Source organism: Oscillospiraceae bacterium, assembly GCA_035353335.1.
Taxonomy (GTDB): Bacteria; Bacillota; Clostridia; order Oscillospirales; family JAKOTC01; genus DAOPZJ01.
Genome location: DAOPZJ010000037.1, coordinates 1 through 25,738, shown reverse-complemented (window position 1 = coordinate 25,738; position 25,738 = coordinate 1). Strand labels below are relative to the sequence as shown.

23 protein-coding genes are annotated in these 25,738 nt (G+C 53.1%); 3 read left to right on the top strand and 20 right to left on the bottom strand.

The window, feature by feature from the left end; all coding sequences use genetic code 11:
• The 6 genes from PKH29_08580 to ruvX form a co-directional block, all read right to left on the bottom strand.
• Positions 1-721, bottom strand: a 721-nt coding sequence (locus tag PKH29_08580; GenBank protein HNX14895.1) for a bifunctional ornithine acetyltransferase/N-acetylglutamate synthase, incomplete at its 3' end; no start/stop codon positions are given.
• Complete coding sequence (gene argC / locus PKH29_08575) at positions 718-1,647, bottom strand: N-acetyl-gamma-glutamyl-phosphate reductase (GenBank protein ID HNX14894.1); 930 nt, start codon at positions 1,645-1,647, stop codon at positions 718-720. The genes PKH29_08580 and argC, both read right to left, overlap by 4 nt.
• 269 nt (positions 1,648-1,916) lie before the next feature.
• The gene (gene malQ / locus PKH29_08570; protein HNX14893.1) at positions 1,917-3,386 is read right to left on the bottom strand and encodes a 4-alpha-glucanotransferase; all 1,470 of its coding nucleotides are present in this window, start codon (positions 3,384-3,386) and stop codon (positions 1,917-1,919) included.
• 88 nt (positions 3,387-3,474) lie between these two features.
• The gene (gene deoC / locus PKH29_08565) at positions 3,475-4,119 is read right to left on the bottom strand and encodes a deoxyribose-phosphate aldolase (GenBank protein HNX14892.1); all 645 of its coding nucleotides are present in this window, start codon (positions 4,117-4,119) and stop codon (positions 3,475-3,477) included.
• A gap of 38 nt (positions 4,120-4,157) precedes the next feature.
• Positions 4,158-6,377, bottom strand: coding sequence for a hypothetical protein (locus PKH29_08560; protein ID HNX14891.1), 2,220 nt, complete (start codon positions 6,375-6,377; stop codon positions 4,158-4,160).
• 187 nt (positions 6,378-6,564) lie between these two features.
• Complete coding sequence (gene ruvX, locus PKH29_08555) at positions 6,565-6,981, bottom strand: Holliday junction resolvase RuvX (GenBank protein HNX14890.1); 417 nt, start codon at positions 6,979-6,981, stop codon at positions 6,565-6,567.
• A 239-nt stretch (positions 6,982-7,220) separates the two neighbouring features.
• On the opposite strand from ruvX, the gene PKH29_08550 reads away from it, so the two are divergent.
• Both PKH29_08550 and PKH29_08545 read left to right on the top strand, forming a co-directional pair.
• Complete coding sequence (locus PKH29_08550) at positions 7,221-8,495, top strand: alanine:cation symporter family protein (protein ID HNX14889.1); 1,275 nt, start codon at positions 7,221-7,223, stop codon at positions 8,493-8,495.
• Between the two features lie 96 nt (positions 8,496-8,591).
• Entirely contained in the window at positions 8,592-10,433 is a 1,842-nt protein-coding gene (locus PKH29_08545; GenBank protein HNX14888.1) for a nucleoside-diphosphate sugar epimerase/dehydratase, read from the top strand.
• A 237-nt stretch (positions 10,434-10,670) separates the two neighbouring features.
• Here PKH29_08545 and PKH29_08540 read toward each other — a convergent pair whose 3' ends face one another.
• Genes PKH29_08540 through PKH29_08530 form a run of 3 tightly spaced genes read right to left on the bottom strand, consistent with a single transcriptional unit; the run spans position 10,671 to position 13,428 of the window.
• Positions 10,671-11,534, bottom strand: coding sequence for a radical SAM protein (locus PKH29_08540; GenBank protein HNX14887.1), 864 nt, complete (start codon positions 11,532-11,534; stop codon positions 10,671-10,673).
• Positions 11,531-12,388: a sugar phosphate isomerase/epimerase family protein gene (locus PKH29_08535; protein HNX14886.1), complete on the bottom strand. Its 858-nt coding sequence runs from the start codon at positions 12,386-12,388 to the stop codon at positions 11,531-11,533. The genes PKH29_08540 and PKH29_08535 overlap by 4 nt, the downstream gene beginning before the upstream one ends.
• Positions 12,389-12,402: 14 nt before the next feature.
• On the bottom strand, positions 12,403-13,428 hold the full coding sequence (locus tag PKH29_08530; GenBank protein HNX14885.1) for a Gfo/Idh/MocA family oxidoreductase: 1,026 nt from the start codon (positions 13,426-13,428) through the stop codon (positions 12,403-12,405).
• A gap of 76 nt (positions 13,429-13,504) precedes the next feature.
• On the opposite strand from PKH29_08530, the gene PKH29_08525 reads away from it, so the two are divergent.
• The gene (locus PKH29_08525) at positions 13,505-13,711 is read left to right on the top strand and encodes a hypothetical protein (GenBank protein ID HNX14884.1); all 207 of its coding nucleotides are present in this window, start codon (positions 13,505-13,507) and stop codon (positions 13,709-13,711) included.
• A gap of 259 nt (positions 13,712-13,970) precedes the next feature.
• Here PKH29_08525 and nagA read toward each other — a convergent pair whose 3' ends face one another.
• The 11 genes from nagA to PKH29_08470 all read right to left on the bottom strand — a co-directional run bounded on the left by nagA (position 13,971) and on the right by PKH29_08470 (position 25,530).
• Positions 13,971-15,152 (bottom strand): N-acetylglucosamine-6-phosphate deacetylase, encoded by a 1,182-nt coding sequence (gene nagA, locus PKH29_08520; GenBank protein ID HNX14883.1) that lies wholly within the window; start codon positions 15,150-15,152, stop codon positions 13,971-13,973.
• A 14-nt stretch (positions 15,153-15,166) separates the two neighbouring features.
• On the bottom strand, positions 15,167-16,306 hold the full coding sequence (locus PKH29_08515; GenBank protein ID HNX14882.1) for a uroporphyrinogen decarboxylase family protein: 1,140 nt from the start codon (positions 16,304-16,306) through the stop codon (positions 15,167-15,169).
• A 222-nt stretch (positions 16,307-16,528) separates the two neighbouring features.
• Positions 16,529-17,575, bottom strand: coding sequence for a uroporphyrinogen decarboxylase family protein (locus tag PKH29_08510; GenBank protein HNX14881.1), 1,047 nt, complete (start codon positions 17,573-17,575; stop codon positions 16,529-16,531).
• A gap of 256 nt (positions 17,576-17,831) precedes the next feature.
• Positions 17,832-19,208: a M28 family metallopeptidase gene (locus PKH29_08505; protein HNX14880.1), complete on the bottom strand. Its 1,377-nt coding sequence runs from the start codon at positions 19,206-19,208 to the stop codon at positions 17,832-17,834.
• Between the two features lie 357 nt (positions 19,209-19,565).
• A complete protein-coding gene (locus PKH29_08500; protein HNX14879.1) occupies positions 19,566-21,215 on the bottom strand; it encodes an AMP-binding protein in 1,650 nt (549 codons plus the stop codon).
• 12 nt (positions 21,216-21,227) lie between these two features.
• A complete protein-coding gene (locus tag PKH29_08495) occupies positions 21,228-21,776 on the bottom strand; it encodes a cupin domain-containing protein (protein HNX14878.1) in 549 nt (182 codons plus the stop codon).
• 38 nt (positions 21,777-21,814) lie between these two features.
• A complete protein-coding gene (locus tag PKH29_08490; GenBank protein HNX14877.1) occupies positions 21,815-22,342 on the bottom strand; it encodes a 2-oxoacid:acceptor oxidoreductase family protein in 528 nt (175 codons plus the stop codon).
• Between the two features lie 151 nt (positions 22,343-22,493).
• The gene (locus PKH29_08485; GenBank protein HNX14876.1) at positions 22,494-23,231 is read right to left on the bottom strand and encodes a thiamine pyrophosphate-dependent enzyme; all 738 of its coding nucleotides are present in this window, start codon (positions 23,229-23,231) and stop codon (positions 22,494-22,496) included.
• A gap of 229 nt (positions 23,232-23,460) precedes the next feature.
• On the bottom strand, positions 23,461-24,510 hold the full coding sequence (locus PKH29_08480) for a 3-methyl-2-oxobutanoate dehydrogenase subunit VorB (protein HNX14875.1): 1,050 nt from the start codon (positions 24,508-24,510) through the stop codon (positions 23,461-23,463).
• A 93-nt stretch (positions 24,511-24,603) separates the two neighbouring features.
• Positions 24,604-24,810, bottom strand: a complete 207-nt coding sequence (locus PKH29_08475) for a 4Fe-4S binding protein (GenBank protein ID HNX14874.1) — start codon at positions 24,808-24,810, stop codon at positions 24,604-24,606.
• Positions 24,811-24,876: 66 nt separating this feature from the next.
• Entirely contained in the window at positions 24,877-25,530 is a 654-nt protein-coding gene (locus tag PKH29_08470) for a ParA family protein (protein HNX14873.1), read from the bottom strand.
• Positions 25,531-25,738 lie beyond the last annotated feature (208 nt).

Below are 25,738 nucleotides of genomic sequence, written 5' to 3'. Positions count from 1 at the left end.
GTCCGTTCGCCAGAATCGTGACCATGTCGTTGGTCGAGGTGTCGCCGTCGACGCTGACCATGTTGAACGTGCTCTGAATATCGCTCGAGAGCGCTTTTTGCAGCAACGCACTCGAAATCGCACAGTCGGTCGTGATGAACACGAGCATCGTCGCCATGTCGGGATGGATCATCCCCGAACCCTTGGCGATACCGCCGATCTTGCATTCCTTTCCGCCGATCACAAAACTAACCGCGATCTGTTTTAATTTCGTATCGGTGGTCATAATGCCCTCGGCGGCCTGTTCGCTGTTGTCGCCGAGCGAGCTCACAAGCGCCGGAATACCGTTTTGAATCGGCTCAATCGGCAGCGGCTGCCCGATGACCCCGGTCGAGGCGACCACCACATCCGACGAGCTGATTTTCAAAGCGTCCGCAAGTAAATCACTCATTTTCTCCGCAATTTCAATGCCGTCTGCGTTGCAGGTGTTGGCGTTGCCGCTGTTGCAAATGATCGCCTGCGCCTTTCCGTCGGCAAGATGAGTTTTGGTCACAACTAACGGCGCGCCCTTGACCAGATTGGTGGTATAAACCGAGGCCGCATTCGCCTTGACCTCGCTGAAAATCAGCGCCAGATCACGCTTGCTCTTATTCTTCCGAATGCCGCAGTGGACGCCGCCGGCTTTGAAACCCTTAGCCGCGCAAACCCCGCCGTCAACGATTTTTATTGTATCTTCATTCATATCTCTAAACCTTCCGTTTCATTGATTCCGAGTAAAATATTCAAACACTGGATCGCCGCGCCCGATGCGCCTTTGCCGAGGTTGTCATATCGCGCGGTCAAGATCACCTGCTCGCCGTTGCCGAACACCGAGACTTCCATGCTGTCTTTCCCCGAAAGCCCCGCCGCCGACAAAAATCCGTCTTCGCTGTTTTCGGTGTATCGCACCACCGGCCCGGAATACTTTTTCGCAAAGAATGCCTTAATGCTCTCAATGGTCGCACCCTTTTGCAAATCGGAGACAAACAGCGGCACCGTGACCAGCATTCCGCTGTAAAAGTCAGAGACAATCGGGCAAAACGCCGGTGCATTAGATAGCCCGGAAATCGCCTTCATCTCTGGCAGATGCTTGTGACCTTGCGATAACCCGTATTCGCGCGGCGCTTTTAAAAGTGCGTTGTCTTCGGTTTCGTACTGCGCAATCATCTTTTTTCCGCCGCCGCTGTATCCGGTCAGCGAATGGCACGAAAAGTGCACATCTTTTGATAAAATCCTTGCGTCAACGAGCGGCTTAACCAGCGCCAAAAATCCGCTCGCGTGGCAGCCCGGAACCGCAATCCGCTTTGCAACTTTTAATTCATTTTTCAATTCTTCTGACAGTTCGGGGAACCCGTATGTCCATCCGGCGGCGGTACGGTGCGCGGTCGAGGTGTCGAGCACCACCGTGTCGGGATTTTCGATCATTCCGACCGCTTCTATCGCAGCCGCGTCGGGCAGGCATAAAAAAGCCGCATCGGCGCTGTTCAAGGCTTTTTTTCGGCTCTCTGAATCCTTGCGCTCGGCCTCCGACAGCAAAATCAACTCGAGATCGGCTCTTTTGGAAAGCCGTTCCGCGATCCGAAGTCCTGTCGTCCCGGCGCTCCCGTCGATAAAGATCTTAGTCCTGATCATGTCTGCTACCCCGCTGTCCGGTTTTTCGGTCTGAATAGAATCATCTTAACCGATTATAATGTATAATTATACATGTAAATGCATATTTGTCAATACTTTATGCAAATATTATTTAAATGTTTGCATAATTTCAATTTTATAAAAAGAGGGGCGGATATGATCCGCCCGTTGAAATAGCAAAAAGTATCACTAAAGGAAGAAGCGATATAGCGACGCATCCTCTTCTTTTTCATTACAAGTGGTGAGCGGGCGGATCATATCCGCCCCTACATTGAGATCAACCGCCCGTATAAGTCATTCCAGGCGTGATATTTCCCCGGCAAAAGACCCAACACCTGATCGCGGGTAAATCGGCATTCCCAGTTCTCGCCGCCCTCGACGCCCGGCACATTCACGCGGGTATCGGCTCCGTAATGCAGCAAATCCTGTATCGGGAAAATCACAACTCCGGCGCAGGACTGGCACATCACGCGCAGAATCGTGTCGTAGTGACTGTCCCAGTCGTCCCTCGGAATCCCGAAATAGTCCATGATGCGGTCCCGGGTCTGCGGGTCCTGTTCCCACATAAATCCGAGCAGTGTGTTGTTGTCATGCGTGCCTGTGTAGGCGATGCAGTTTTGAATATAGTTATGCGGCAGATGCGGCGACTTTTTGTCGCCCAAAAAGGCGAACTGCAGTACCCGCATGCCCGGAAATCCGGACGCTTCAAGCAGTTCCTCAACGTTCTCGGTCAGGTCGCCCAAGTCCTCGGCAATCAAAAGGCACTTTCCGGCGGCCTGTTCCATCTTCCTTACAAATTCCAGCCCCGGCCCCTGTTTCCACTCGCCCTCGCGGGCAGTCTCGGCTCCGGCGGGAATGCTCCAGTACGATTCAAAACCCCGAAAATGGTCAAACCGTAGTCCGTCGAACAGCTCCGCCGAATGGGCGATGCGTTCGCTCCACCAGGCAAAGCCGTCTTCTCTCATGCGGTCCCAGTCGTAGAGCGGATTTTTCCATAACTGTCCGTCCTCGGCGAAATAGTCCGGCGGAACTCCCGCAATACATTTGGGGGTGCCGTCGGGTTTGAGCAGAAATTGTTTTTGATTCGCCCAGACGTCGCAGCTGTCGTAGTCGACATAGATCGGCAGATCGCCCAAAATCTTCACGCCGCGCTTGTTGGCGTAGCTCTTCAAATCAACCCACTGCAGAAAGAATTCGCTCTGCACAAAACGCCAGAACTTTAAATCGTCCTCGCGGGATTCTTCGACTGTCCAGTCATTCCAAACCGGATAACTGCCGTCGGAAAGGCGGTTCACGTCACGCAAAGCCATAAATTCGGCGACTTTGGCGACCTGCGGATGGGCATCGAAAAACCCGTCCCGCGCTCTTTCGTCTTTCGGTTGAATGCGGGAAGCCGCCAACCGTAAAAGCGGGAGCCGTTCTTTTTCGAGCCGGTCATATTCGCAGCGCCAAGGGCTGTTTTGCCGCGCAAAGTCGACCTCCTCCGAAGTCAAAAGCCCTTTCATGCACAAGATATCCAAACTGATGAAGTACGGATTTCCGCCGAACGCCGCCGGAGACTTATAGGGCGAGCGGAAGCGGTCGGTCATGCAAAACGGCAGCACCTGCCACCAGGAAAACCCGCCGGCTTGTAAAAAGTCCACGAATTCACGGGCCGTCGGCCCGAAATCCCCGCATCCGTATTCCCCCCAAAGAGAAAATACCGGCATTAGGACACCGCTGCTGCGTTCCAACATGACAAACCTCTCCTTTCTTTGATACAAATCAAGTTTGGGATGTCTGATCCGTCAATAAAGTATAAATGAATTTAAAACAGGACTGGGCTTATCCTTCCACAATCGCAATGCCCGCCGAAGCACCGATCCGGTCGGCTCCGGCTTCGATCAGCGCAATTGCGTCAGCCTTGGTACGGATACCGCCCGAGGCCTTGATTTTCACGTTGCCTGTGATGTTTTGCCTGATCAGTTTCACGTCCTCGACCGTCGCCGCGCCCTGTGTCATGCCGGTACAGGTCTTGACAAAAGTCGCGCCCGCCTCGCAGCAGAGCTTGGCCGCGCGTACTTTCTGCTCATCGTTGAGCAGTCCGGTCTCAATGATGACCTTGACGACTCTGCCGTCCGCGCAGCCGACGATAGCTTTGATCTCCTTGCGGACGTAATCGTTATTGCCGTCGATCAAAGCCGCCGAGTTGATGACCATATCGAGTTCGTCGGCGCCGTCTTCAATGGCTTTTTTCGCTTCGGCGACCTTGATGTCGGTGGTATTCGCGCCAAGAGGAAAACCGATGACGGTACAGACGGCGACGCCGCTGCCGGCAAGCAGCTGACTGCACAGCGGGACGTAGCAGGGATTGACGCAGACCGAGGCGAATTGATACTGTTTGGCCTCGGCGCAGAGCTTTTCGATGGCCGACCGGGTCGTGGTCGGCTTCAAAGCGGTATGATCGATGTAAGTGTTTAACAAACGCATTTTTAACACCTCATATCAAGTTTTCATTCATCAAGTGATTAAAGTTTTCCTTCGTGTCTCAGGTAATTGAACGCGCCCATGTTCTGAGTCAGGTCATTGTTCGAAAATCCCGTTACCGGCGCTTCAAACAGTGTCTTGCCCTTGCAGTCAAACCGTGACAGCATCAGTGCGCTGTATTCGTTCCCCGCCATCACTGTCAAAAGTGCATCGGTCGTGAAATCGGTGTAGCTGATCTTGCCTGCCTCAAAGGAATAGGTCGGGCGGTGTCTGTGGTCGTTATAGCCATACCTTTCATCGAGTTTCATGCCGATCGTGTATTTCTTGCCGCCGACGGTTGCTTTAAACTCGATCGCGTTTCCGTTCACCAATTTGCAGGAAGCCGATTTGATGATCTTGTCGTTGCGCTTTTCGTCCTCCGCGCCGTCCTCGGGCAACAGCAGCGTCACGAAATGCAGATACTCGCCCTCGCCGAGGTATTCGCTGTAATACTGCGTCAGCGCGTATTGGTCGTCATTATAATTGCGGCGCAGTTTTTCGAGCGAGACCTTGAGGTCTTTGCGCACAAATGCCAGCCGAAGCTTTAAGTTTTCGGTACCTTCCGGCCCCATGGCGTCTTTGCCGAAATTCTGCGCAATCGTCCAGTCGCTTTCGCCGCATTTTAAAATCTCTCCGCCGAACCACATCTGCCCGAGCGTATATTCATAGGTCTGTTTGGCCTTGACCGAGTCGATGACCGCGAAGCCGCCCGTCGGGAAATGGATGATCGTGCGGTCGTAAACCGTGCGGTGATGCGGGTCATCCATGCGGGTGCGCCCGATTTCAAGCCCGAGCATCTCCTGATAAAAGACCTTTTCGGTCGTCACTTTTAAATAGGCGCCGAGATCCTCGGCATATTCCAAAAAGCCCTTCTCACGGAACATGCGCCCGTTGCGCATCACGACTTTATTGTGGTAAAAGTCCGCGCGGAATGCGCCGTGGTCGACAATCGCGTCGCGGTAGCCGCCGTCGCAGAGTAACGGCTTGTCACGGTAAAAATAGCTCGTGATCGTGTTTTCGTCGGCATGCCCGTGGTGGACTTTTTCGGCGGGTGCGGGAATCGTGCAGAACATATTTTGCCGTGCAAGCAGCGCGTAATTGCCCTCGTCGCGGTAGTTGAGCATTAAATACTCTTTGTTTTTGTCATCCTTTTTGCCGCGCCAGATCAACTTTTTGCCCACAAGATCGTCGATGATTTCACCCGACAGATATTCCGGTTTTTCCGGCTTGACCTTTTCGTCGGCCATATCGGCGGCCAGCGCATAGGAGCGGGCGTGCCATCCGCCGGCAATGCCCTTGCCGTAATAGTTCTTGCCCCAATCGAGCAGCTTCATCGCCGCGTATTTCACAGTACCGTCGTTGTAGATCGCCGCGGTCCATTCCAAAAAGCCGAGACACAGCGCCGGGCAGCCCCAGTCGCGGATGCGGGCGTCGCCGTAGTCGGGGATGCTGCCCTCGGGCGTCTGGGTGTGCACAAAATAAGTGGCGTAATAATGGAAAATCGTATCGGTACGAAAATTACGAATGTTGTTTTCGTGCAGATATTCGGCCATGCAAATATACCATACGCCGTTATAGAGCGTTGTGTCTTCCATCGTCCAGCGGCCGATCGAGTCCTCGGCGCAAAACCGCGCCAAATCACCCGCTTCTTTCGCCAAAGAGCTGTTCGGGTAAAGGCGCGCGAAACGCGACAGCGTGATCACGCGTAATACGCAGCGGTTGAACGGGCCCCATTCGGGCAGACGCATCGCGGAGCGCACGGCCGTTTCCCAGACCGGCTGCATTCTTTTGTAGAGTTCGTCGCTCATCAGCCCCGCTTCGCGTAAAATCAGACAACCCTTTGCGAACGGGCCGCCCGCAAATGCCGCTTCGATGAACATCAAAGCGTCCAGGTCATCAAAAGAGAGTGTAAATTGTTTGGTTACGGCTTCATAAATATCGGCGATGCGCCCGATCAGCGCTAGCGCGATCTCGGCGTATTCGATTCTTTTCGTATGTTTATAGACCTCGGCGGCGGATTGAATCGCATATCCGTATTGCACCTTTCCGAGCGGTTGGGTCAGCGTCGTTGTAATGCTGTTGCCGGACGCGTCGGTGTTGATGCCTTCGATGACCGACAGATGGTCAAAGTTTTTTTGATCTGCCCAGTACGAGTCGACGTATCTTTTCATCAAATCGACATAGGTCTTTGCGGTGGTAATGTTCATTCCATCGAATTTCATGACAATTCCCTCTTGTTTTGCAGTAATTTTAGGCGTGTTTTTTTGCGCCGGAAATATTATATCATACCCCGGCGGAATGCACAATCGATATGCAGGACATTTTTTTATCTGATTGATTTTCCGTTATCAGGTGATATTCAACGAAAAAGCGCATTCTGCCGAACGCGCTTTTGATGTGCATATGCGGTTATTGTTTCCCTCGTTTTCGGCCGTCCAAAAAATTCTGTAAAATGACCGCGGCTGCGGCGGCGTCGATGGTCTGTCGGCGTTTTTGGGAGCCGTGCTTTCCGGCCTCGTTGTAGTATACATGCGCGGCGGCGGTCGTATAGCGCTCGTCGTAAAGGCGAACTTCGATATGACAGCGCTCGCCGAGCGTTTTGGCGAACTCCCGCGCCCAGGGGGCGAGTTCGCCGTCGGCACCGGTATCACGTAACGGCAGGCCGACGACAGCCAACCCCGCGCTGTATTTGGCGACACATTGCACCGCGGCTTCCAGCACGGCAGCGGGGTCATTTTTCGTGATCACCTCGGCAGGGCTGGCCAAGATTTCTCCGATATCGCTGACGGCCACGCCGGTGCGTGCTTTTCCGAGATCAAACGCAATGATTTTGATATGGATTCACTCCTTAGCAGTGAAATCAACAAGCTAAAAGTTAACGGTTGGCAGTTAAAAGTGTACAGTGACATTCCCGGGAACTAATTTTTGATTTTAGTTTTGCGAAGTAAACACCGTAACTGTTCACTTTTAACTGTGAACTCTTAACTTTCACTATAACCCTTCCCCTCCTCCTTGTCAATCTAATCATGTAAAACCGCCGATTTGCATATTCATTTCGGGGTGATATGATGTCCGTTCTGCAGTTTCTGTCGGAAAAAATCATATGGGGAATCGTGCCGGTCTGCTTGCTGCTGGCGGTCGGACTTTGGCTTTCGGTCAAAAACTGTTTTTATAACCTTAACGGCCTTGTCAAAGTGCCCAAAATTCTCTCCCGGCAGAGCGGCAAGAAGCTCTCTCCGTTCGAGGTGTTTTCCCTCACAACCGGAGGTAAGCTCGGCGTCGGCAATATCGTCGGGGTCTCTGCGGCAATTGCAGCCGGCGGGCCGGGAGCGATTTTTTGGATGGGTGTCTTTTCGTTGTTGGGCAGTGCGATCAGTTACGAAGAGTGCCGGTTCGGCGCAAGATTCGGCAGCCCGCCCGTTTATATGCGAAAGCTCGGAAACCGGAAAACCGCATTTGCTTTCGCCGGTTTGATGTTCATCATGCAGGCCGTCCTGATGCCGTCCATCCAGGTCAATTCCGCCGCCGTCTCCCTGAAAGAAAATTTCTTCGCGCCGCCGGGATATTTCGGCGCGGCTGCCGGAGCCGCCGTTGCGGTTTTATTTCTCGGATGCGTTCTCGGCGGTGAAAAACAGCTTGCGCGCATCAGCGCGAGAATTTTACCGCCGGCAGCTTTGGGGTTTATTCTCCTTTGCGTCGCCATTATCGCAGTAAACTATAAAAACATCCCGCAGGCATTCGGCGCGATTTTCAAAGGCGCGTTCGGAATCGAGGCGGTCGCGGGCGGCGGGTTCGGCGCGGCGGCCTCGGTCGGGGTACGGCGCGGCGCATTCAGCTGTGAAGCCGGATGGGGCATCGCGCCGTATGCCGCCGCCAAAGCCGACGGCGCGCCCGAGGAAATCGGGCTTTGCCAATCGCTGTCTGTGTTGTTTGACACCTTGCTGATGTGTACGCTGACAGGCCTTGCTCTGTTATGCTCAAACTGCAAAACCGCCGTCGGTGCTGCCGAAACACTGCTCGGGAAAAGCGGCGGACTGACGGTTTCCCTGCTGGTCGCGGTTTTCGCTTTTACGACGATTCTGACCTGCGGTTTTACAGCTGCGGCAGATGCAGCCGGAGTAAAAAGAGTGGTTATTTTTATCGCAATGGCCGGCGTTATGATCTGTGCCGGAGCAGCCGCTCCCGAAGTCGTTTGGACATTATGCGATCTCGCAGGCGGCACTTTATGCATTCTGAATGTATGGGCTGTCGTGAGGTTGAAAATTGACGAAAATAAAACAAATCATAACAAAAAAACGGTGAAAAATCACTCATTAAAACTCGCTGCACGGCAAAAATAGAAAAAGCGGGGCCTGCCGGTGATTACACTTGAATATTGACAGAATGGACCGTTTATTGTATAATTATCTGTAAGTCCTATCCGATGAGGTGTAAAAATGCCCGCGAAAAAGTACTTTAAAATACCCGCGCTGATTATCTGCGATCTGTTCATCTGCGCCTTTGCCACGCTGTTTTCCGCATTGATTATCTTTGAGTTTAATTTTCCTAACTCGTTTTCATATCTCTCGGTCAAAACCGGTTATCTGCTGATCTGGCCCACCATCTTGATTTTCAATTTGATTTTTGATTGTTACAGCAATTTATGGAGGCGCTCGGGTTTACTTGATCTGCTTCGGCTGGTCGGCTCCAATTTTTGCGCCGCCGTGTTGTGGGGCGCTTTAAAACTGCTGGACATTACGAAGTTTTCCGGCAGCCTGATTCTGTTGATCTTTATCCTGAATTTTATGCTGTCGGCATTTGCGCGCCTTTTGCCGAGATTTCTTCAGATTCTCTCGAGACGCAGCGTCACAAGGGCCAATGCAAACCGGACGGTTATCGTCGGCAGCGGCGAGACAGGAACCTATCTGGCGCAATATTTTTTGACAAACCCGGAAAAAGGATATCTTCCGGTGGCTTTCACCGATAATGACCCGCAGCTGAAAAACGCTTTAATCTGCGGCATCAAGGTCGCCGGCAAAGACGATCAACTTCCCGCAATCATTGAGAAATATGACGTTCATACCGTTTTGGTGGCGCTTCCGTCGGCAAACCGTGAGTATCTGCGCAGCATTTACAAACTTGTACGAAATACCGACGCCGCATTAAAAATCTACAGCGGCGTCCAGGATTATACCGATCCCATCAGCGAACATGCGGGCGCAAATCTGCGCAGTCTCCGTATTGAGGATCTGCTCGGGCGCGACCCGGTCAAAATGAAAAACGGTGAGGCAAAGTCCATGATTTCGGATGCGACGGTGCTCATCACCGGCGGCGCCGGCAGCATCGGAAGCGAACTCTGCCGTCAGATTCTCGCGGCGGGCGCAAGACAGCTGATCGTCTATGATTTCAATGAGAATGGCCTTTTTTATATCGGCAACGAATTAACCGCGCGGTTTGGAAAAACCCGCTTTGTGACGGTGCTCGGTTCCATCCGGGACAAGAACCGCCTCAAAGCCGTTTTTAATGAGTACAAGCCTCAGCTTGTCTTTCACGCCGCCGCTCATAAGCATGTTCCGATGATGGAGATCAACCCGCTCGAAGCCGTGAAAAACAACGTCTTCGGCACCCGCAACGTGCTGGCCCAGTGCATTGAATCGGGCGTGAAAAAGTGCGTTCTGATCTCCTCAGACAAAGCCGTCAACCCCTCAAACGTCATGGGCGCAACCAAACGCATCGCGGAATTGCTGTTCATGGATTTCAACCGGCAGAATAAGACTGAGTTCTGTGCGGTTCGATTCGGCAACGTATTGGGCTCTGAGGGCAGTGTTGTCCCGTTTTTCGCGAAGCAAATCGAAAACGGCGGCCCTGTCACGGTCACCGACCCGGATATTACCCGTTACTTCATGACGATTCCCGAAGCCGTCACGTTGGTGCTTCAGGCAGGCGCATTGGCAAAGGGCGGTGAAATTTTTGTGCTTGATATGGGCGAGCCGGTCAAAATCAAAGATCTCGCCGAAGATATGATCCGCCTGGCGGGATTGGTACCGGGCAGGGACATCAAGATCAAGTATATCGGTCTGCGCCCCGGCGAAAAAATGTTCGAAGAGCTTTCGATGTCGGCGGAGACCGCGGATACGACTTCTCATGAGAAGATTTTTGTGCTGCGCGACAACGACCTCAATCCTTCCGGGCTCAGAATTCTGCTCGAAAAACTCGGTGAGGCGATCAAAAGCGAAGACCCCGGCGCCGCGGAGCGCGAGATCTTCAATTTTCTGCCCACGAATTATCGGAAACAGTAAAACATTAAGTTTAGATATCCCCTAAACGCAATTTTTAGTTTTATATAAAAGAACAGGAACGGCTTTTACCGTTCCTTCTTTCATATAAATAAGTCGCTTAAATATTCTTTTGCTTCTGCAAGTCCTTTATGAAACCCGATTCTCATGATTAAGTAAAATAACACGTATGCTCCGGGCGGGATCCATAAATAAGGCCATTTTTGAAAAACCGTTAATAATATCGTTGCAATCTTTATGCTACATTCCCTTGAAATCGGGGATGAATTCCTCGCCTGAGGAATCCGGCTCCTGAATAAACCCGTCCTCAATTCCGCTTTGAAACAGATACTCCTGTGCCGCTTCGTATTCATCGGCACTCAGTTTACGCTTGGGGCCTCCGTTCGGCATCGGCGTATATTGCGCCATCAGCGAAAACAATATTTTCCCCGGCTTGAAGTTCTCTTTCACAAAATCAATCGCACGATAGGTGTTTTCCAAATGCTCCGGCAAAATCAGGTGCCGAATGATGACCCCTTTTTGAATCATTCCATTTTCGTCGAGTTGATAATCCCCGGCGAGTTCGTACATCTTGATGATCACCGCTTTTGCGATCCGGGGGTAATCGGGCGCACGCGAATATCTCGCCGCAAGCGCCGAATCGGTGTACTTCAAGTCGGGCATCCACACGTCAATATACGGTGCAAGCCGTTCAATCGTCTCAATTTTTTCATATCCGCCGCAGTTATAGACCACCGGCACAGGCAGTCCGCCTTTGAGCGACTCGATCACCGCGTCGGTAAAATGGCTTGCGGTCACGAGATTGATGTTGTGTACGCCCTGTTCAATCAGTTTAAAATAATGCTCCCGAAGCTGTTCGGGCGTCAACGCTCTGCCCCGGTTTTCGCCATTGTTGATCTCGGCGTTTTGACAGTAAACGCACCCGAGCGCGCAGCCGCAGAAAAAGACCGTGCCGCTGCCTTTTTCGCCGCTGACGCACGGTTCTTCCCAAAAATGCGGTGCTGCCCGGGCGATGTGCGCAGTCGTGCCGTATCCGCAGACGCCGCTTCCGGTTTCCGCGGTTCGCGCCGCGCCGCAGTTCCTCGGGCAGTCGTGGCAAATCATGCGATCCCCATTGCCGTGAGCGCCTGCAGGCATTCTTCGGTCGGGGCATACCCCTCAGCGGAAAAACCCGAACCGCCCGGGGTCTTCAGGGTCTGTTCGTCTAGTTCCTTCTTATGCCGGTAATGTGTCTCAAGCACCGCCCAGCCGTCGTAACCGGTATCATTTAAATACTTCAGTTGGTCTTTAACGCGCGCGATGCCGTCGCTGATGCGCACGGCTTCGGTCACACCGTTTATTTTTTTACCGTCTTTGATGTGGACATGCGCGGTATACGGCCTGACTGCCAGCATTCCTTCATAAGGAATCTCTCCGTCGGGATCCCAGACCGAGTTGCCGATATCCCAAAGCGCGCGCAGGTCGGGCGAGTTCACGGCTTTGATGAACTTGGCCACTTTTGCGCCGTTGGAAGCCCAAACCGACGGATCCTGCTCGACGACGGCGGTCACACCGAGCCGCTTTGCCAAATCGGCTAACAATGAGAGCTTTTCGGCGACTTGGTCAAAGTTTTCTTCAAACGTGCCGCTTTTTGCCCAGAAAGTGAAGGTACGGATATTGGTTACTCCGAACTCGGCGGCAACCGAAGCGGTTTTTTTGAAAATCTCGATGTGCTCTTCGATCTGTGCGGGGTTATCGAGATCACATTTAAAGCAGGGTGCGCCGAGCCCGCAGACCACGGCGTCATACCGTTTGCAGATCTCTTTGATTTTTCTGATATCTTCGGCGGTCAGTTTATGCGGAGCCCGCTCCCAGACGGTGCGCAGTTCCAATCCTTTCACGCCGTATTGCGCCGCCAGTTTCGCGGCGATCTCCAAATCTTGCGAGACCTCGTCGGTAATCAATCCGAATTTCAACATGTTATGATTCCTCTCTAAAGATCGATTCGTTTTCCTGTTTTTGACGATTCGTAAACGGCGCAGATAATTTCGACCGGCTTGCGCCCTTCGCGCCCGTCGACTGCGGGATTGCGGCCCTCCCGGATCGCGGCAACCATATCGGTAATCTGGTCGATATGCCCGCTGATATCGATGTTGGTCGGATCGCTGTAGCCGCTTTTTACCGTTGATGCGATTAAGATATCGGCCGGAATCGCAGTTCCGTCGACCGACCACTCAACCACCGCATTTTCAAGCAGTACGATAGTGCCTTTGGAGCCGTTTAACTCAATGCGCCTGCCCGAGCCTGGGGTCACCGAAGTGGTGGCCTGAATCACGCCGAGCGCGCCGCTCTTGAATTCGAGCACCGCCGAGCAGGTGTCCTCGGTCTCGATGTTGTGGAGCAGCGTACGACAGTTGGCATAGACCGACTTGACCGGCCCCATCAAAAACTGAATGGTATCGACGCCGTGCACGCCTTGATTCATCAGCGCGCCGCCGCCGTCCATCGCCCAGGTGCCGCGCCACGGGGACTTGAGATAATATTCGCGGTCACGGTGGTACTTCATATAGATGTCGCCGCAGAGCATTTGGCCGAGCTGTCCTCCGTCGATGGCCGATTTGACCGAACGCACCGTGTGGGAAAACCGCAGCTGCGAAATTACACAGATTTTAACATGGTTTCGGTCGGCGGCTTCGATGATCTTGTCGCAGTCGGCAACGGTCAGCGCCATCGGCTTCTCGGTGATCACATGTTTTCCGGCCTCGGCGGCTTGAATGCAGAATTGCGGATGCAGGCCGCTCGGCGTACAGACACTGACGACGTCAATATCCGGACAAGCCAGCAGTGCTTCGACGGAATCAAAAGCCCTGCAGCCGTATTTGGCGGCAAACGCGTCGGCGCTCTCTTTGACGCGATCGGTCGCCCCGATCAGTTTACAGCCCTTGATGGCGGCGACGGACTCGGCGTGCCATTTGGAAATCACGCCGCAGCCGATAATGCCGAACCCGATTTCTTTCATCAAATCACCTCTGTGTTTTATTGCCACTACATAAAGTTTTCGTCCACCTTTTTAAAAAGGTGGTGGGATCTTTAAAATGGATAACACCATGAAACTAAATCGGTACGAACGCTTTTTGCGAACCGTTCAGCCCGCACGGCGGGATGTGGGCATTCCGCTCTGCAAGAAAACCTACTTGCTGTACTTCCTATACATCGCCGAGGCCGTCAAAAAACCGACGATAAGTGAAAACAAAGTGATTCCTGAAAATCCAAGCCAGACAATTCCCCATCGAACGCTTTGATTTAAAGACGATGCCGCGACAAATCCTGCGCCGAGCGAGAGAATCAGGCACAGCGAATAAAGCAGTCCGTACCGAACAATAAATTTTCTTTTGTTTGGCTTTTCGTGCATTTCGGTGTTCCCTTCCGTTTGTCATCCTGAGCGAAGCAAGCCCGCAGGCGCGCATAGTCGAAGGTTCTCATTAACCCAAAGACTATTTAAATGCACGCCAAAAATTATCATCAGCCCGAGATTCTTCCGAGCCCCCGGCTTGCCGGGGCTTACAGAACCGACAAGACTTCTTCCCCGCCGATCACGGTGAATTTGATATGAATATCAGGATCAAACGCCACGAAATCGGCGCGTTTTCCGATTGCAAGAGAGCCGCATTCGTTGTCGATGCCCATGACTTTTGCAGGATTCAGCGTCATCATTTTCACTGCGTCTGTCAGTTCCAGCCCCGCTTCAAGCGTCACCGTACGCAGCAGCCTTGGCGCGGTGGCGACACTTCCGGCAAACGCCGTACGGTCCGTCAGTTTTGCGACGCCGTCCTCGATGATGACTTCCATGCCGTCCTTGAACGACCCGAGCATGGTCTTTGTGCCTTCGGGAAGCCCCGCGCCGCGCATTGCGTCGGCGATCAGCGAGATCTTGTCATGGCTCTTGAATTTAAAAATCTGCCTCAGCAGTTCCGGTGGGATATGAATGCCGTCGGCGATGATCTCGATTGTGACGTCGTCAAGCATGTAACCGATTTCGACCGCGCCGCTGTGCCGGAAGGCGTTGATGCGCCGGACCGTCGACATCGCGGAATAAAAATGCGTCATATGGGTATAGCCGTTTTCATAGGCCTCCATCAATTCTTCAAACAGACCGTCGGTGTGCCCCATCGCCGCGACGATGCCGCGCTTGCGCAGCTCTCGTCCGAACGCGATTCCGCCCGGCAGTTCCGGCGCTGCGCTCCAGCGCTTGATATCCGAACAGGAATCGAGAATCTGCAAATATTCAGCCGGGTCGGGATCGCGCAAAAACCGCGGGTCTTGCGCCCCTTTCATCGCATACGCAAAGTAAGGTCCCTCAAGGTGCAGCCCCGGCATTCTTGAGCCGGTTTTATTATCCTTTTTCGCTCTTTTAAAGGTAGCAAGCGCCTCGGCGAAAGAAGCCGGTGAAGTGGTTGTGAGCGTCGGATAAAGCGTCGTGACGCCGGCTTTGGCATAATGCTTTGCGCATTCGAGATAGGCCTCTTCGGTACCATCGGCGAAATCGTAACCTGCGCCGCCGTGGGTGTGCATCTCAATAAATCCGGGCGCAAGGTAGTTGCCATTTAAATTGATCTCACTGTCGCCTTTTCCCGCAGGTGTTCCCACTCCCAAAGCGGTAATAATGCCGTTTTCGGTTTCGAGCCAGCCATCGATGATGCGGTAGGGCATCACCAGTTTTGCGTTTTTATAAAGAGTCTTCACGTTTTCAGCATCTCCTATTCGGAATATTCGTCGATGCGCTTTCTGAAGTGCACATAGTTTTCAAAACTGACTTCCTCGGGTACGCCGTGGTCGCAGGTCGGAAAAAATCCCCCGCGCTTACGCATCGGCGGCAGCAGCTTTTCCAAATAACGGTCGATTTCATCGGGCGTGGTCGCAAGCACCCGTTTATCAATGGCGCCGTGCATTTTTAATTCGGGATAGCGCTCGGAAACAGCGATCGGGTCATTAAAAGAAGCGATTTCAAAGGGGCTGAAATAATTGACGCCGATGCTGCGGTAAAGTTCGATGACGGGCTCGCAGAAACCGTCGGTATCCACCTGGAAATGGGTCGTATAGCCCTTCGGATTGCGCTTTTTGATGTTCTGATACAGCTGCGAATAATAGGGGAACAAAAACTCTTTGATCATCTCGGGCGAGATCAACGGCCCGCGGTTATAGCAGATATCTTCCGACAAAAAGAAGTCATCGATGGCGACTTTTTGCTGATGGCGCGCGATGACCGCGTCAGCCAGATCAAACCACTGCTTCATACAGTCGTGAATCAAATCGGGTTCATCATAAAATTTATATAACAGTTCCTCGGGCCCCATCAGCGAGCGCAGATACATGTAGCCGCCGACCATGAGCTGCTCGACGATCTTGCCATTTTTCTGACCCTCGACAGCTGCGGCGACCTGATTGTCGGAAAGGGTCTCACGCCCGGGTGTGTCCGGATTCATACGCCACTTGATATCGCATTCCCAGGTCTTCATATCTTTGACGGGATGGTCGACATATTCGGGCATAAAACCGCTGCGGCGGCCCTTGAAGCACAATAAATGTCTTCCGACAAAGTCCTGAACGAGTTCGTAATCACCCCGGTCCTCGAGCACCTTTTCTTCGAATCTCGGATAAAGCGACGCCTCGCAGCCGCCCAGCCCGTACAGCGTGCAGACAGCCGGTTCGTCAAAATTGAAAGTTTCGCGCAGATAAGCGCTGTAATCCGAAACTTCGCTGTACGGTTTTAAATAACCCTGCTCGATCCATTTGTCGAGCACATAATAACCGAACTCCCGTTTATACATCGGGGCGCCCGGTTTGACCGCAAGGAAATCACGGTATTTTTGAACGGATTTTTCAAGTGGAGACGGCACTGGTGTATCCTCCTTGTATTTCGGAATGTAATTTTATAAGTTCCATTATAGTTTTAAGGACAATCCGTATCCTTCCGAAGTGAAATTATAGCATATTTGCCCCGTTGTACGCAATGCGAATTCGAAATAATCCACCGATCTGCCGTAATAATGCAAAACAGCCGCGGACTTTGTGCTGCGGCTGTTCTTTGTCTTTTCTTTTGAATAAAACCTGACGGCAGTTTACAAGCTTCTCACAAACTTGACCGCGTCCTCGGCCTCGGCTAAGGTCTTGGCATAATACCAAATCAGGCACTTGTTGCGCTTGATGATGTCGGCGTTTGCGCGCAGCTCCTCGGCGGTCGGGGTCATGATGACCACTTTGCCGGCAAGCTCCTTTTCGTATTGCCGCCAAACGTCGAAGCAGCGGTCGGCGTTGGGGTCGTTGGATATTTCGATCACTTTGATCTGCGGCACCGAAGCAAAGATGGGCAGCATGACCTTGCCGAGAGAATGCATGTGAAGCATAGCCGAATCGTAACCCGCGCAGGTCTTTTTCAAGCCGTCCAGGAAAAGCTCTTCGAAGATATCGGGTGACATCATGCAGGAGGCGTCCTCGGAGAGCTGGCCGATGCTGTTGCCGGCAAGCCAGATATCGAAGCCGGTCACATACCCGCCCGCGACTTTGCCCGCTGCCGTCTTTTGCGCCTCGAGATAAAACCGGGCGGCGCCGGCGCAAAAATCGACCAGTGCCTTGACTTTTTCGGGTTCATCGTAGACGTCGTAGAATATCTCATTGCCGCGCACGATGTTGACGATGTCGGACGGCCCGTCAGCGCCGCGCAGCTTGGGCACGAACTTATCGCCCCAGTTCTCACGGTAATACCGGATGCCGTCGGTGATCATCTTCAGGCGCGGATTCTCGGGATCGAGTTTCAGTTGATCGACGTCCTCCCAGGTGGGGCAGATGGTGTGATTGTAGCTGGTGTCGGGGGTATAATCGACCACGCCGCCCAAAAAGGAAGTGTGCTCGGCAATGCCGTACCAGGGCGCGATGGACGGGAAGATGTCGTCGTCGAGATGCGAACGGCGCTCCCAATACTTCTCGAGGTTTTTCGCGCGCAGTTCGAGGTATTTTTCAAGATCCGCCGGGAACGAGAAAGAGTTGAGCGGCGGCATTTTTTCGGGAGACAGTTCGGAGATGCCGCGAATTTGAATGGACGCGGCGGGACTTTGATCGGCATAAAATTTTCTGGCGCGCGCGGCCAGCAGATCGATGTCACGGAACATAGCGGGCTCCTTTCGAAACGGGAAGTTGGGGGATAATTGTCATCCTGAGCGGAGCATAAGAATCATTATCGAATTTTCTTGAAGAATTGCTCTTACGCGCAATTCTTCCGGGGAACAATCAGATGGATTGTTCCTTGCAGTCCGAAGGATCCCGGTACCGACAACCATCGGTTTTGTATAGGGAGACCTTCATCAGTCCGAGATTCCTCCGGAGCGTCACGAAGAGACGCTTTTACGCCTCGGAATGACAAACGTATTACTTCTTATCTTTCAGCAGATACTTATCGATCTTCTTGACCATCTCGTCGGGGATGGTGCGTGCGATCGGGAACATTGCGGCGTTTGCCACCCGCTCGGAGAACATCGCGACGAATTCCGCAGTATTGCGAAGCGAGTCGGCCGAGAGCGGTTTCAGCGTGTCGTGCCGGTTGTGGCAATCGCTCGCAGTCCCCGCGCCGAACCGCACAAAGTTGACCGCCGGAATGCCCTTGTCCGCGAACGGAATGCAGTCGCTGGAATAGGTGTCCCAGCGGGTGCTCATCGGACGGCCGAGTTCTTTATACATAAATTCGATCACATGGCAGACCTTTTCCTCCGCCAGTACGATGGCGGTGTCGCGGCCGATGACCGGGCCCGCCAAATCGACGTTGATCGACAGACGGATCTTGTCGAGCTCGCTCTCATGGGTCTTGATGTAGTCCTTGCTGCCGAGCAGACCGCGCTCCTCGGAACCGCACCAGATAAAGCGCAGGGTGCGCAGCGGCGGATTTTTAATAAAATACGCGGCCATCTCGAGCAGAATCACGCTGCCCGCGGCATTGTCGTACATTCCGTGGCTGAAGACGACCGAGTCGTAATGCGCGGTGTAAGTGATCACTTCGTCCGGATATTTGGTGCCTTTGATCTCGGTGATGACGTTCGCGCTGTCACCCTCACCCTCGTCCTGTTCGAGCGTGATCTTGACCTTTTCGGGCTTGGAGTTGATCAGTTTGATTGCGTCTTCCGTGCGGATGCAGACGCCGGGGATCTGTCCGTGCTTGATGTGGTTTTCGCGCAGCATGCGCAGATCGAGATCGGAATCGGTGCGGCGGTCGCGGTAGCTGCCCGATGCCCCGATAAAGCCGACGACGCCGGCTTTGACCAGACGCTCGTAAGTCTCATAACCCGCTCCGTTTGAGAGCAGCACGATCTTGCCTTTGGCATCGAAAAGGTCGATATCCTCACCGTTTTCGGCGTACTTGAATGCGGCTTCGAGGCCGTCCTTGGCGCCGTTGCCCGAAAATCCGTAGCCGGTCGCCTCATAAACGGTATGTTTGGGGGATGTGACTTCGAACTTACAATTCTTGATGGTGTACTTCGGGGCCTTAAAGAGCTCGATGGTCGGTTCGAGACCGAGTTCGCGCACCTTGGCCGCGAGGATCTCGCGTCCGCGGATTTCGCCCTCGGTGGCGGAAAGACGAATAAAATCGAGTTCCTTGAGATTTTTGTACATGCGGTTGCCGTTGATGTTCATGATTGGTTTTCCTCCGTAATATAAAATAATGTAGAATATGTCATCCTGAGCGGAGCGCACCCGCAGGTACGCGCAGTCGAAGGATCTCGGTGCCACAAAGCTCTGGCGATTTATTGCCATTCTTCCGATAAATCCTTCCATTGGTGATCATCGTTGCAATTAAATCATTTTTCTTCTTCCTTGTCCATCGTTTTAACTGTTTCTCTCGTTCCAACGCGGACATAATGTTGTTTGTGCTTTCATAATACACTAACTCATGTAAATGATACCTCTTGGAAAAACCGTCAATCAATTCACTTCTATGTTCAAACAATCTTCTTTCCAAATGATTCGTAACACCAATATATAAAACCGTATGGCTCTTATTGGTAAGCATAAAACATAATAGGTCATCACATCACAATTTTTTTATATCCGATAAAAAGTAATAAACCTTCTGCGTGCCGAGATTCTTCGACTACGCTCAGAATGACAATTTTATTTCCCTTCTTGGTCATTCTTCCTTATCTCCGCCCGTTTGATCTTACCGCCGAGCGTCTTCGGCAATTCGGCAACGAATTCCACAATACGCGGATATTTATACGGCGCGGTGACTTTTTTCACATGTTCCTGCAGCTCGTGTATCAGCTCCGGACTGCCCGTGAAGCCCGCTTTCAATACCACCGTCGCCTTGACCACTTGCCCGCGGATCGGATCGGGTGCGGCGGTCACGGCGCATTCGAGCACCGCCTTGTGTTCGAGCAGCGCGCTCTCGACTTCGAAGGGCCCGATGCGGTAGCCCGAACACTTGATTACATCGTCATGCCGCCCGACAAACCAATAATAACCCCGGCTGTCGCGCCAGGCCACGTCTTTGAGGTTATAAACGCCGTCCTTGAAGGATTTCGCCGTATTTTCTTCATCACGGTAATATCCCGTGAATAAGCCCACGGGCGGATCGGTGCGCGCGTTTTTTACGACGATCTCACCCTCGTCGCCGTCCTCGCAGGGGTTGCCTTCCGCGTCGAGCAATGCGATGTCATACAGCGGTGACGGTTTGCCCATCGAGCCGGGAATCGGGTCAAACCACGGGAAGTTGGCTAACATCACGCTGCTCTCGCTCTGACCGAAGCCCTCGGCCATCTTCTTCCCGGTCAATTGTTCCCACTTGCGGAAAATCTCGGGATTTAACGGTTCTCCGGCTAAACTCCACCGCTCAACGGAGGATAAATCGTAAGAAGCGACATCTTCGGTCAGCATAAAACGGTACATCGTCGGCGGCGCGCAAAAAGTGGTCAATTTGTAATCCTGTATCTTTTGCAGTAAATTCTTCGGCAAGAACTTGTCCATATCATAGGCGAAAATGACCGCGCCGCAAATCCACTGCCCGTATATCTTGCCCCACCCGAATTTAGCCCAGCCGCTGTCCGAGACGCTCATATGGAGTTTATTTTCCCGGACGCACTGCCAGTATTTCGCCGTGACGATGTGACCGATCGGATAGGAAAAATCATGACGCACCATCTTGGGCATACCGGTTGTGCCGGAGGTGAAATAGATTAAAAACGTATCTTTCACATCGTTTTTCACACGCTCAATCCGGTCCGGAAATTCATCAATCTTTCTAAAATTGCCCCATCCGTCCCGATCTTCGCCGACTAAAATCTTCACGGTCAACGATGGGGTTTTGGGCTGCGCCAGTTCAATTTGCTCTATGACGAACGGGTCATCGACGGCGATAACGGCCTTGATCTCTGCGGCGTTGGCGCGGTAGACGATATCCTTTTGAGTCAACTGCAGTGAGCCGGGGATCAACACCGCGCCGAGCTTGTGGACGGCGTTGGCGGCGACCCAATATTCCCAGCGGCGACGCAGAATCAGCAATACCACATCACCCTTGCCGATGCCGAGCGAGCGCAGGTAGTTGGCGGTTCTGGCGGACAGCGCTGCGATGTCGGAAAAAGTAAATGTACGCTCTCCGCCGTGATCATCGCACCAGCATAACGCGTTTTTTTCCGGCTGTTCTTTCGCCCAGCCGTCGACGATGTCATAGGCGAAGTTGAAATCCGCCGGAATATGTACTTTGTAATGGCGAACGAAATCTTCATAGGAGGAAAAGTCGATGCGCGGCAGATATTTTTCAAGCATATAAACCTCCGGCTAGTTCGTAATCACGGTCAAAAACATGGCGGGTTTATCGCCTCCGCAGCGCTGCCCGTGCGGGTACGCCGGGTTGAAATAAATGCTGTCCCCCTCGGTGAGCGTGAATTCCTGCCCATCGAAAGAGACAACGACCGTGCCGCTGATCATATAGTTGAACTCCTGCCCGCCGTGACTGACCAACTCCGCGGGTTCGTCGGAAGGATCAAGCGTCACGAGCAGCGGCTGCATAACCTTATGAGCATACCGGAACGCCAAATCCTCATAACTGTACCCGGTGTAGCGGTCGACCGGCTTGCCCTTCCCCTTTTTCACGATGTGATAGGTCGTCAATTTAGCCGCCGTGCCCGTCAAAATCTCGGTGAAGTCGACGCCGCAGATCCCCGCGATCTTATAAAGCACGCTGATCGGGATGTCGTCGCCGTTCTTTTCGTACCCGGCATAAATCGCCGGGTCAATGCCGATCATCTTTGCGAATTCGGCCTGTGTGTAGCCGCAGGCGTCACGCAGTCCCGTGATTCGTTCGGCAATCTCCTTGGTCTGTTCCACGGTGTTGACCCCTTTCTCCGTTTGAATAAATTGATTTATTATTCCGCGCCCAGCGCGACCGCTTTGCGATTAAAATCGAGCATTTCGGGCTTCTTGGCAGGCACGGATTTGACAATGCCCTTGTCCATGCCCTCGGCGCTGATGACCTTGCAAACCTGATTCAGCTTTCCGACCAGCACCATGTTGCCGAGGCCTTTTAAGCCGTTTTTCTCGGCCAGTTCGGTCGCGGGCAGCTCGCAGACGGTGATGTCTTTGCGCTCCGCTTTCAAATCGATGATCGAGCTGTCGATGATCACCGTTCCGCCCGGAACGACCGCATCGATGAACTTTTCAAGCGACGGGCGGTTCATAGCGATGAGAATATCGGGGCTCGTCACCAACGGTGAGCCGATCGGCTCGTCGGATACGCAGACGCTGCAGTTGCAGGTGCCGCCGCGCATCTCGGGGCCGTAGGACGGCAGCCAGGTAATTTCTTTGCCGTCGCAAAGTCCGCCGTAAGCCAGCACTTTTCCGGCAAACAGCACGCCCTGTCCGCCGAATCCGGCGATGAGTATATTATGGGTCATAATGTTTTCCCCTTTCGCGGAACATCTTATCATTCTGTATAAGTGAATAGTTAAAAGTGAAAAGTGAAGAGTTGCGGTGTTTTGCTATGCAAAACGTAATGTTATAATCGTAGTTTTATGTCATTGCTCACTATCAACTGCTAACTGCTAACTAAGCTTTTATATCCTTATAAACACCGAGCGGATAATACGGCAGCATGTTTTCGCGCAGCCACTCCAGCGACTTGATCGGCGACAGCCCCCAGTTCGTCGGGCAGGCCGAGACGACTTCGACAATCGAATACCCCAGCCCCTCGATCTGATATTCAAACGCCTTCTTGATCGCCTTTTTCGCCGCAAGAATGTTCTTGGTGCAGTCCACCGCGACCCGCTGCGCCAATGCCACGCCGTCCAGCGTTGCTAACATTTCGCAGACCCGGATCGGATTGCCTGCAACCTTGACGTCGCGCCCGTAAGGCGTCGTCTGCGTGATCTGACCGGGCAGGGAGGTCGGCGCCATCTGGCCGCCGGTCATGCCGTAAATCGCGTTATTGATAAAAATTACGGTGATGTGCTCACCCCGCGTCGCTGCATGGATCGTCTCGGCAGTGCCGATTGCGGCAAGGTCGCCATCGCCCTGATAGGTAAAAATCACGTTATCAGGCAGTGCGCGACGTAAACCGGTTGCCACCGCGGGCGCGCGCCCGTGCGCGGCTTCGACCATATCGCATTCAAAGTAATTATACGCAAACACCGAACAGCCGACCGGTGCGACGCCGACCGTGCGGCCCGTCACGCCCAACTCGTCGAGCGTTTCAGCCACCAGCCGATGCACAATCCCGTGTGAACAGCCGGGGCAATAATGCAGCGGCACATCGCAAAGTGCTTTCGGTCTCTCAAAAACAACCATATCATATCCTCCATATCGATTTGTCATCCTTGAGCGCAAAGCGTCTCTTCGTGACGCTCTTGAAGAATTGCGCGTAAGAGCAATTCTTCCGGGGAACATCTTTAATGTTCCTTGCGCAGTCGAAGGATCTCGTTATCATAAGGCCTGTTGTAATGCACACCAAACGCTTTTATCAGTCCAAGATTCCTCCAGAGCGTCATGTAATGACGCTTTTCGCTCGGAATGACAATTACAGCAGCTTCTCTGCGGCGACGGCAATCTCTGCCGGGGTCGGAATGATGCCGCCGGTTCTGCCGTAAAACTCGACCGGGCGCTCGCCGTTGACGGCTAAACGCACATCGTCGATCATCTGTCCCATGCTCATCTCCACCGTGAGAAACTTTTTCGCAGTCGGGATGCAGGCGCGGATCGCCGTTTTCGGGAACGGCCAGAGCGTGATCGGGCGCACTAAACCGACTTTCAGCCCTTTTGCGCGCAGGACGTTGACGGCGCTGCGGCTGACGCGTGAAGACGCGCCGTAAGCCACGATCACCAGATCGGCGTCAGCGGTCAGATAACACTCGGCCATTGCCTCATTTTTCTCGATCCCGGCATATTTTTCAAACCGCTCCCGTACGAGCTTTTCAAGCTCGTCGGGCTGGATGTAAAGCGAATTAATCACATTATGCTTGCGCTTGCCCTGCGTGCCGCTGGTCGCCCACTCTTTTACCGGTGGGGTGATCTGCTTTTCGGGCAGCACGACCGGCTCCATCATCTGACCGAGCATACCATCGGACAAAATCATCGCGGGCATGCGGTATTTGTCACCCAGTTCAAACGCCTTGGCGACCAGATCAACCGACTCCTGCACCGTGGACGGCGCGAAGACGAGGATGTGAAAATCACCATGACCCGTTGCGCGGGTCGCCTGCCAATAGTCGGCCTGGGAGGGCTGAATGCCGCCGAGACCCGGGCCGCCGCGCTGCACGTTGATGATCAGCGCGGGCAGGTCGGCACCTGCCAAATAGGAAATTCCCTCGCCTTTCAAGCTGATTCCGGGCGAGGATGACGAGGTCATCACGCGCGCTCCGGCGGACGAAGCGCCGTAGACCATGTTGATCGCGGCAATCTCGCTTTCGGCCTGCAGATAGGTTCCGCCGACCTTGGGCATGCGCTTGGACATATACGCCGCTACCTCGGTTTGCGGGGTGATGGGGTAGCCGAAGAAATGGCGGCAGCCCGCGGAAATCGCGGCTTCTGCCAGCGCCTCGTTCCCCTTCATAAGCACTTTTTCAGACATGATATTCTCCGTTCTGTTTGTTATCAATTTTCACCCGGGAAGTATGGAGAAAAATTTTTCTTCCGAAAAATTCTTTTTAGCACTGCGCCGGCGTTACTTCTCCACCGTAATCGCGCAGTCGGGGCATGTCAGCGCACAAAAAGCGCAGCCGATGCAGAGTGCTTGATCGCTGCAGTGCGCGGGATGATATCCCTTGGCGTTTAACTTGGCTTTATCCAGTTTCATAATCCCTTTCGGGCAGGCCGCGATGCAGAGTTCGCAGCCCTTGCAGCGATCTTCGTTGACAGTGACTTTAGCCATTTAACAGTATCTCCTTTATGTAGGAACGGGCTCGGATCGTATCCGATATGACCGTTCCGTTTAAGATCATTCCCAGGGTTTCTTCACGAAAATTTTTACCGGGAACGGATTTTCAATCTCTTGATTTTGATATTCATCAAACTCCTCGGGGACGGCTGTGAATAACAACGGCAGTCCGGCGATCCGGGCGGTTTCGCGGGCGAACGGCATGCTCTTTTTAACGGTCCCGGCATCGGTTTGATGGCATAGGTGCGAGTTGTTGACAATCGCCGTGGCCTTCAAGTGGCAAGCGGCTTCGATCTCGCGCAGAATTCCGACAGCTTCGGCGGGTGTTCGGGTCAGATTGCGATAATAATTGACCACATAGTACATCTCATATCCGGCAGCTTTAATTTTTTCGGAAAACTGCCCGAGCGCATATGCCCCGACATCGTCGCCGCCGACGTCAAAAATCGCTCTTTCATCCTCGTCCCCATCCCAAACCGCGTTCAAAGCGGGCGAAATAAAGGGCTGATCGACGTTGGAACCGTTATAGACCTGCGCAATCAGCCTCACGCCGCCCTGTCTGAGCAGTTCGCCGTGACTGCTCGAGCGGAAATAGGGATTGACGATGTCAAGGTCAGCCAATGAACAAGGCGCATTAAAAAGCGCGAGGTTGAGCGAGAGGTTCGTCTTGCCGGTGCCGTAGTGGCCGATGACAATCAGGAGCCTTTTTTGCATCTTTTGTATTGAAATAGCCCCGCTCACCTCCCCCGCTGAAACTATTTGCGGACATATGTAAATTATACACCCCATCGCTTTTCAAGTCAACCGCAAGCAATTGCGTTTCGGCATTGCAATAAGAAAATCATAGGATATGAAACGAAATTATAAAAGGGTCTTGACTAGAACAGAGGGTTATCACGGAACAATTTCAAGAGGATGTGGT

What these genes read in the sequence shown, in the direction of transcription:
- malQ (HNX14893.1), bottom strand. Translation starts at nt 3,386, where the DNA reads ATGTTGGAACGCAGCAGCGGTGTCCTAATGCCGGTATTTTCTCTTTGG.
- deoC (HNX14892.1), bottom strand. Translation starts at nt 4,119, where the DNA reads ATGCGTTTGTTAAACACTTACATCGATCATACCGCTTTGAAGCCGACC.
- PKH29_08560 (HNX14891.1), bottom strand. Translation starts at nt 6,377, where the DNA reads ATGAAATTCGATGGAATGAACATTACCACCGCAAAGACCTATGTCGAT.
- PKH29_08550 (HNX14889.1), top strand. Translation starts at nt 7,221, where the DNA reads ATGATGTCCGTTCTGCAGTTTCTGTCGGAAAAAATCATATGGGGAATC.
- PKH29_08545 (HNX14888.1), top strand. Translation starts at nt 8,592, where the DNA reads ATGCCCGCGAAAAAGTACTTTAAAATACCCGCGCTGATTATCTGCGAT.
- PKH29_08540 (HNX14887.1), bottom strand. Translation starts at nt 11,534, where the DNA reads ATGATTTGCCACGACTGCCCGAGGAACTGCGGCGCGGCGCGAACCGCG.
- PKH29_08535 (HNX14886.1), bottom strand. Translation starts at nt 12,388, where the DNA reads ATGTTGAAATTCGGATTGATTACCGACGAGGTCTCGCAAGATTTGGAG.
- PKH29_08530 (HNX14885.1), bottom strand. Translation starts at nt 13,428, where the DNA reads ATGAAAGAAATCGGGTTCGGCATTATCGGCTGCGGCGTGATTTCCAAA.
- PKH29_08525 (HNX14884.1), top strand. Translation starts at nt 13,505, where the DNA reads ATGGATAACACCATGAAACTAAATCGGTACGAACGCTTTTTGCGAACC.
- PKH29_08510 (HNX14881.1), bottom strand. Translation starts at nt 17,575, where the DNA reads ATGTTCCGTGACATCGATCTGCTGGCCGCGCGCGCCAGAAAATTTTAT.
- PKH29_08505 (HNX14880.1), bottom strand. Translation starts at nt 19,208, where the DNA reads ATGGCAATAAATCGCCAGAGCTTTGTGGCACCGAGATCCTTCGACTGC.
- PKH29_08500 (HNX14879.1), bottom strand. Translation starts at nt 21,215, where the DNA reads ATGCTTGAAAAATATCTGCCGCGCATCGACTTTTCCTCCTATGAAGAT.
- PKH29_08490 (HNX14877.1), bottom strand. Translation starts at nt 22,342, where the DNA reads ATGACCCATAATATACTCATCGCCGGATTCGGCGGACAGGGCGTGCTG.
- PKH29_08485 (HNX14876.1), bottom strand. Translation starts at nt 23,231, where the DNA reads ATGGTTGTTTTTGAGAGACCGAAAGCACTTTGCGATGTGCCGCTGCAT.
- PKH29_08480 (HNX14875.1), bottom strand. Translation starts at nt 24,510, where the DNA reads ATGTCTGAAAAAGTGCTTATGAAGGGGAACGAGGCGCTGGCAGAAGCC.
- PKH29_08475 (HNX14874.1), bottom strand. Translation starts at nt 24,810, where the DNA reads ATGGCTAAAGTCACTGTCAACGAAGATCGCTGCAAGGGCTGCGAACTC.
- PKH29_08470 (HNX14873.1), bottom strand. Translation starts at nt 25,530, where the DNA reads ATGCAAAAAAGGCTCCTGATTGTCATCGGCCACTACGGCACCGGCAAG.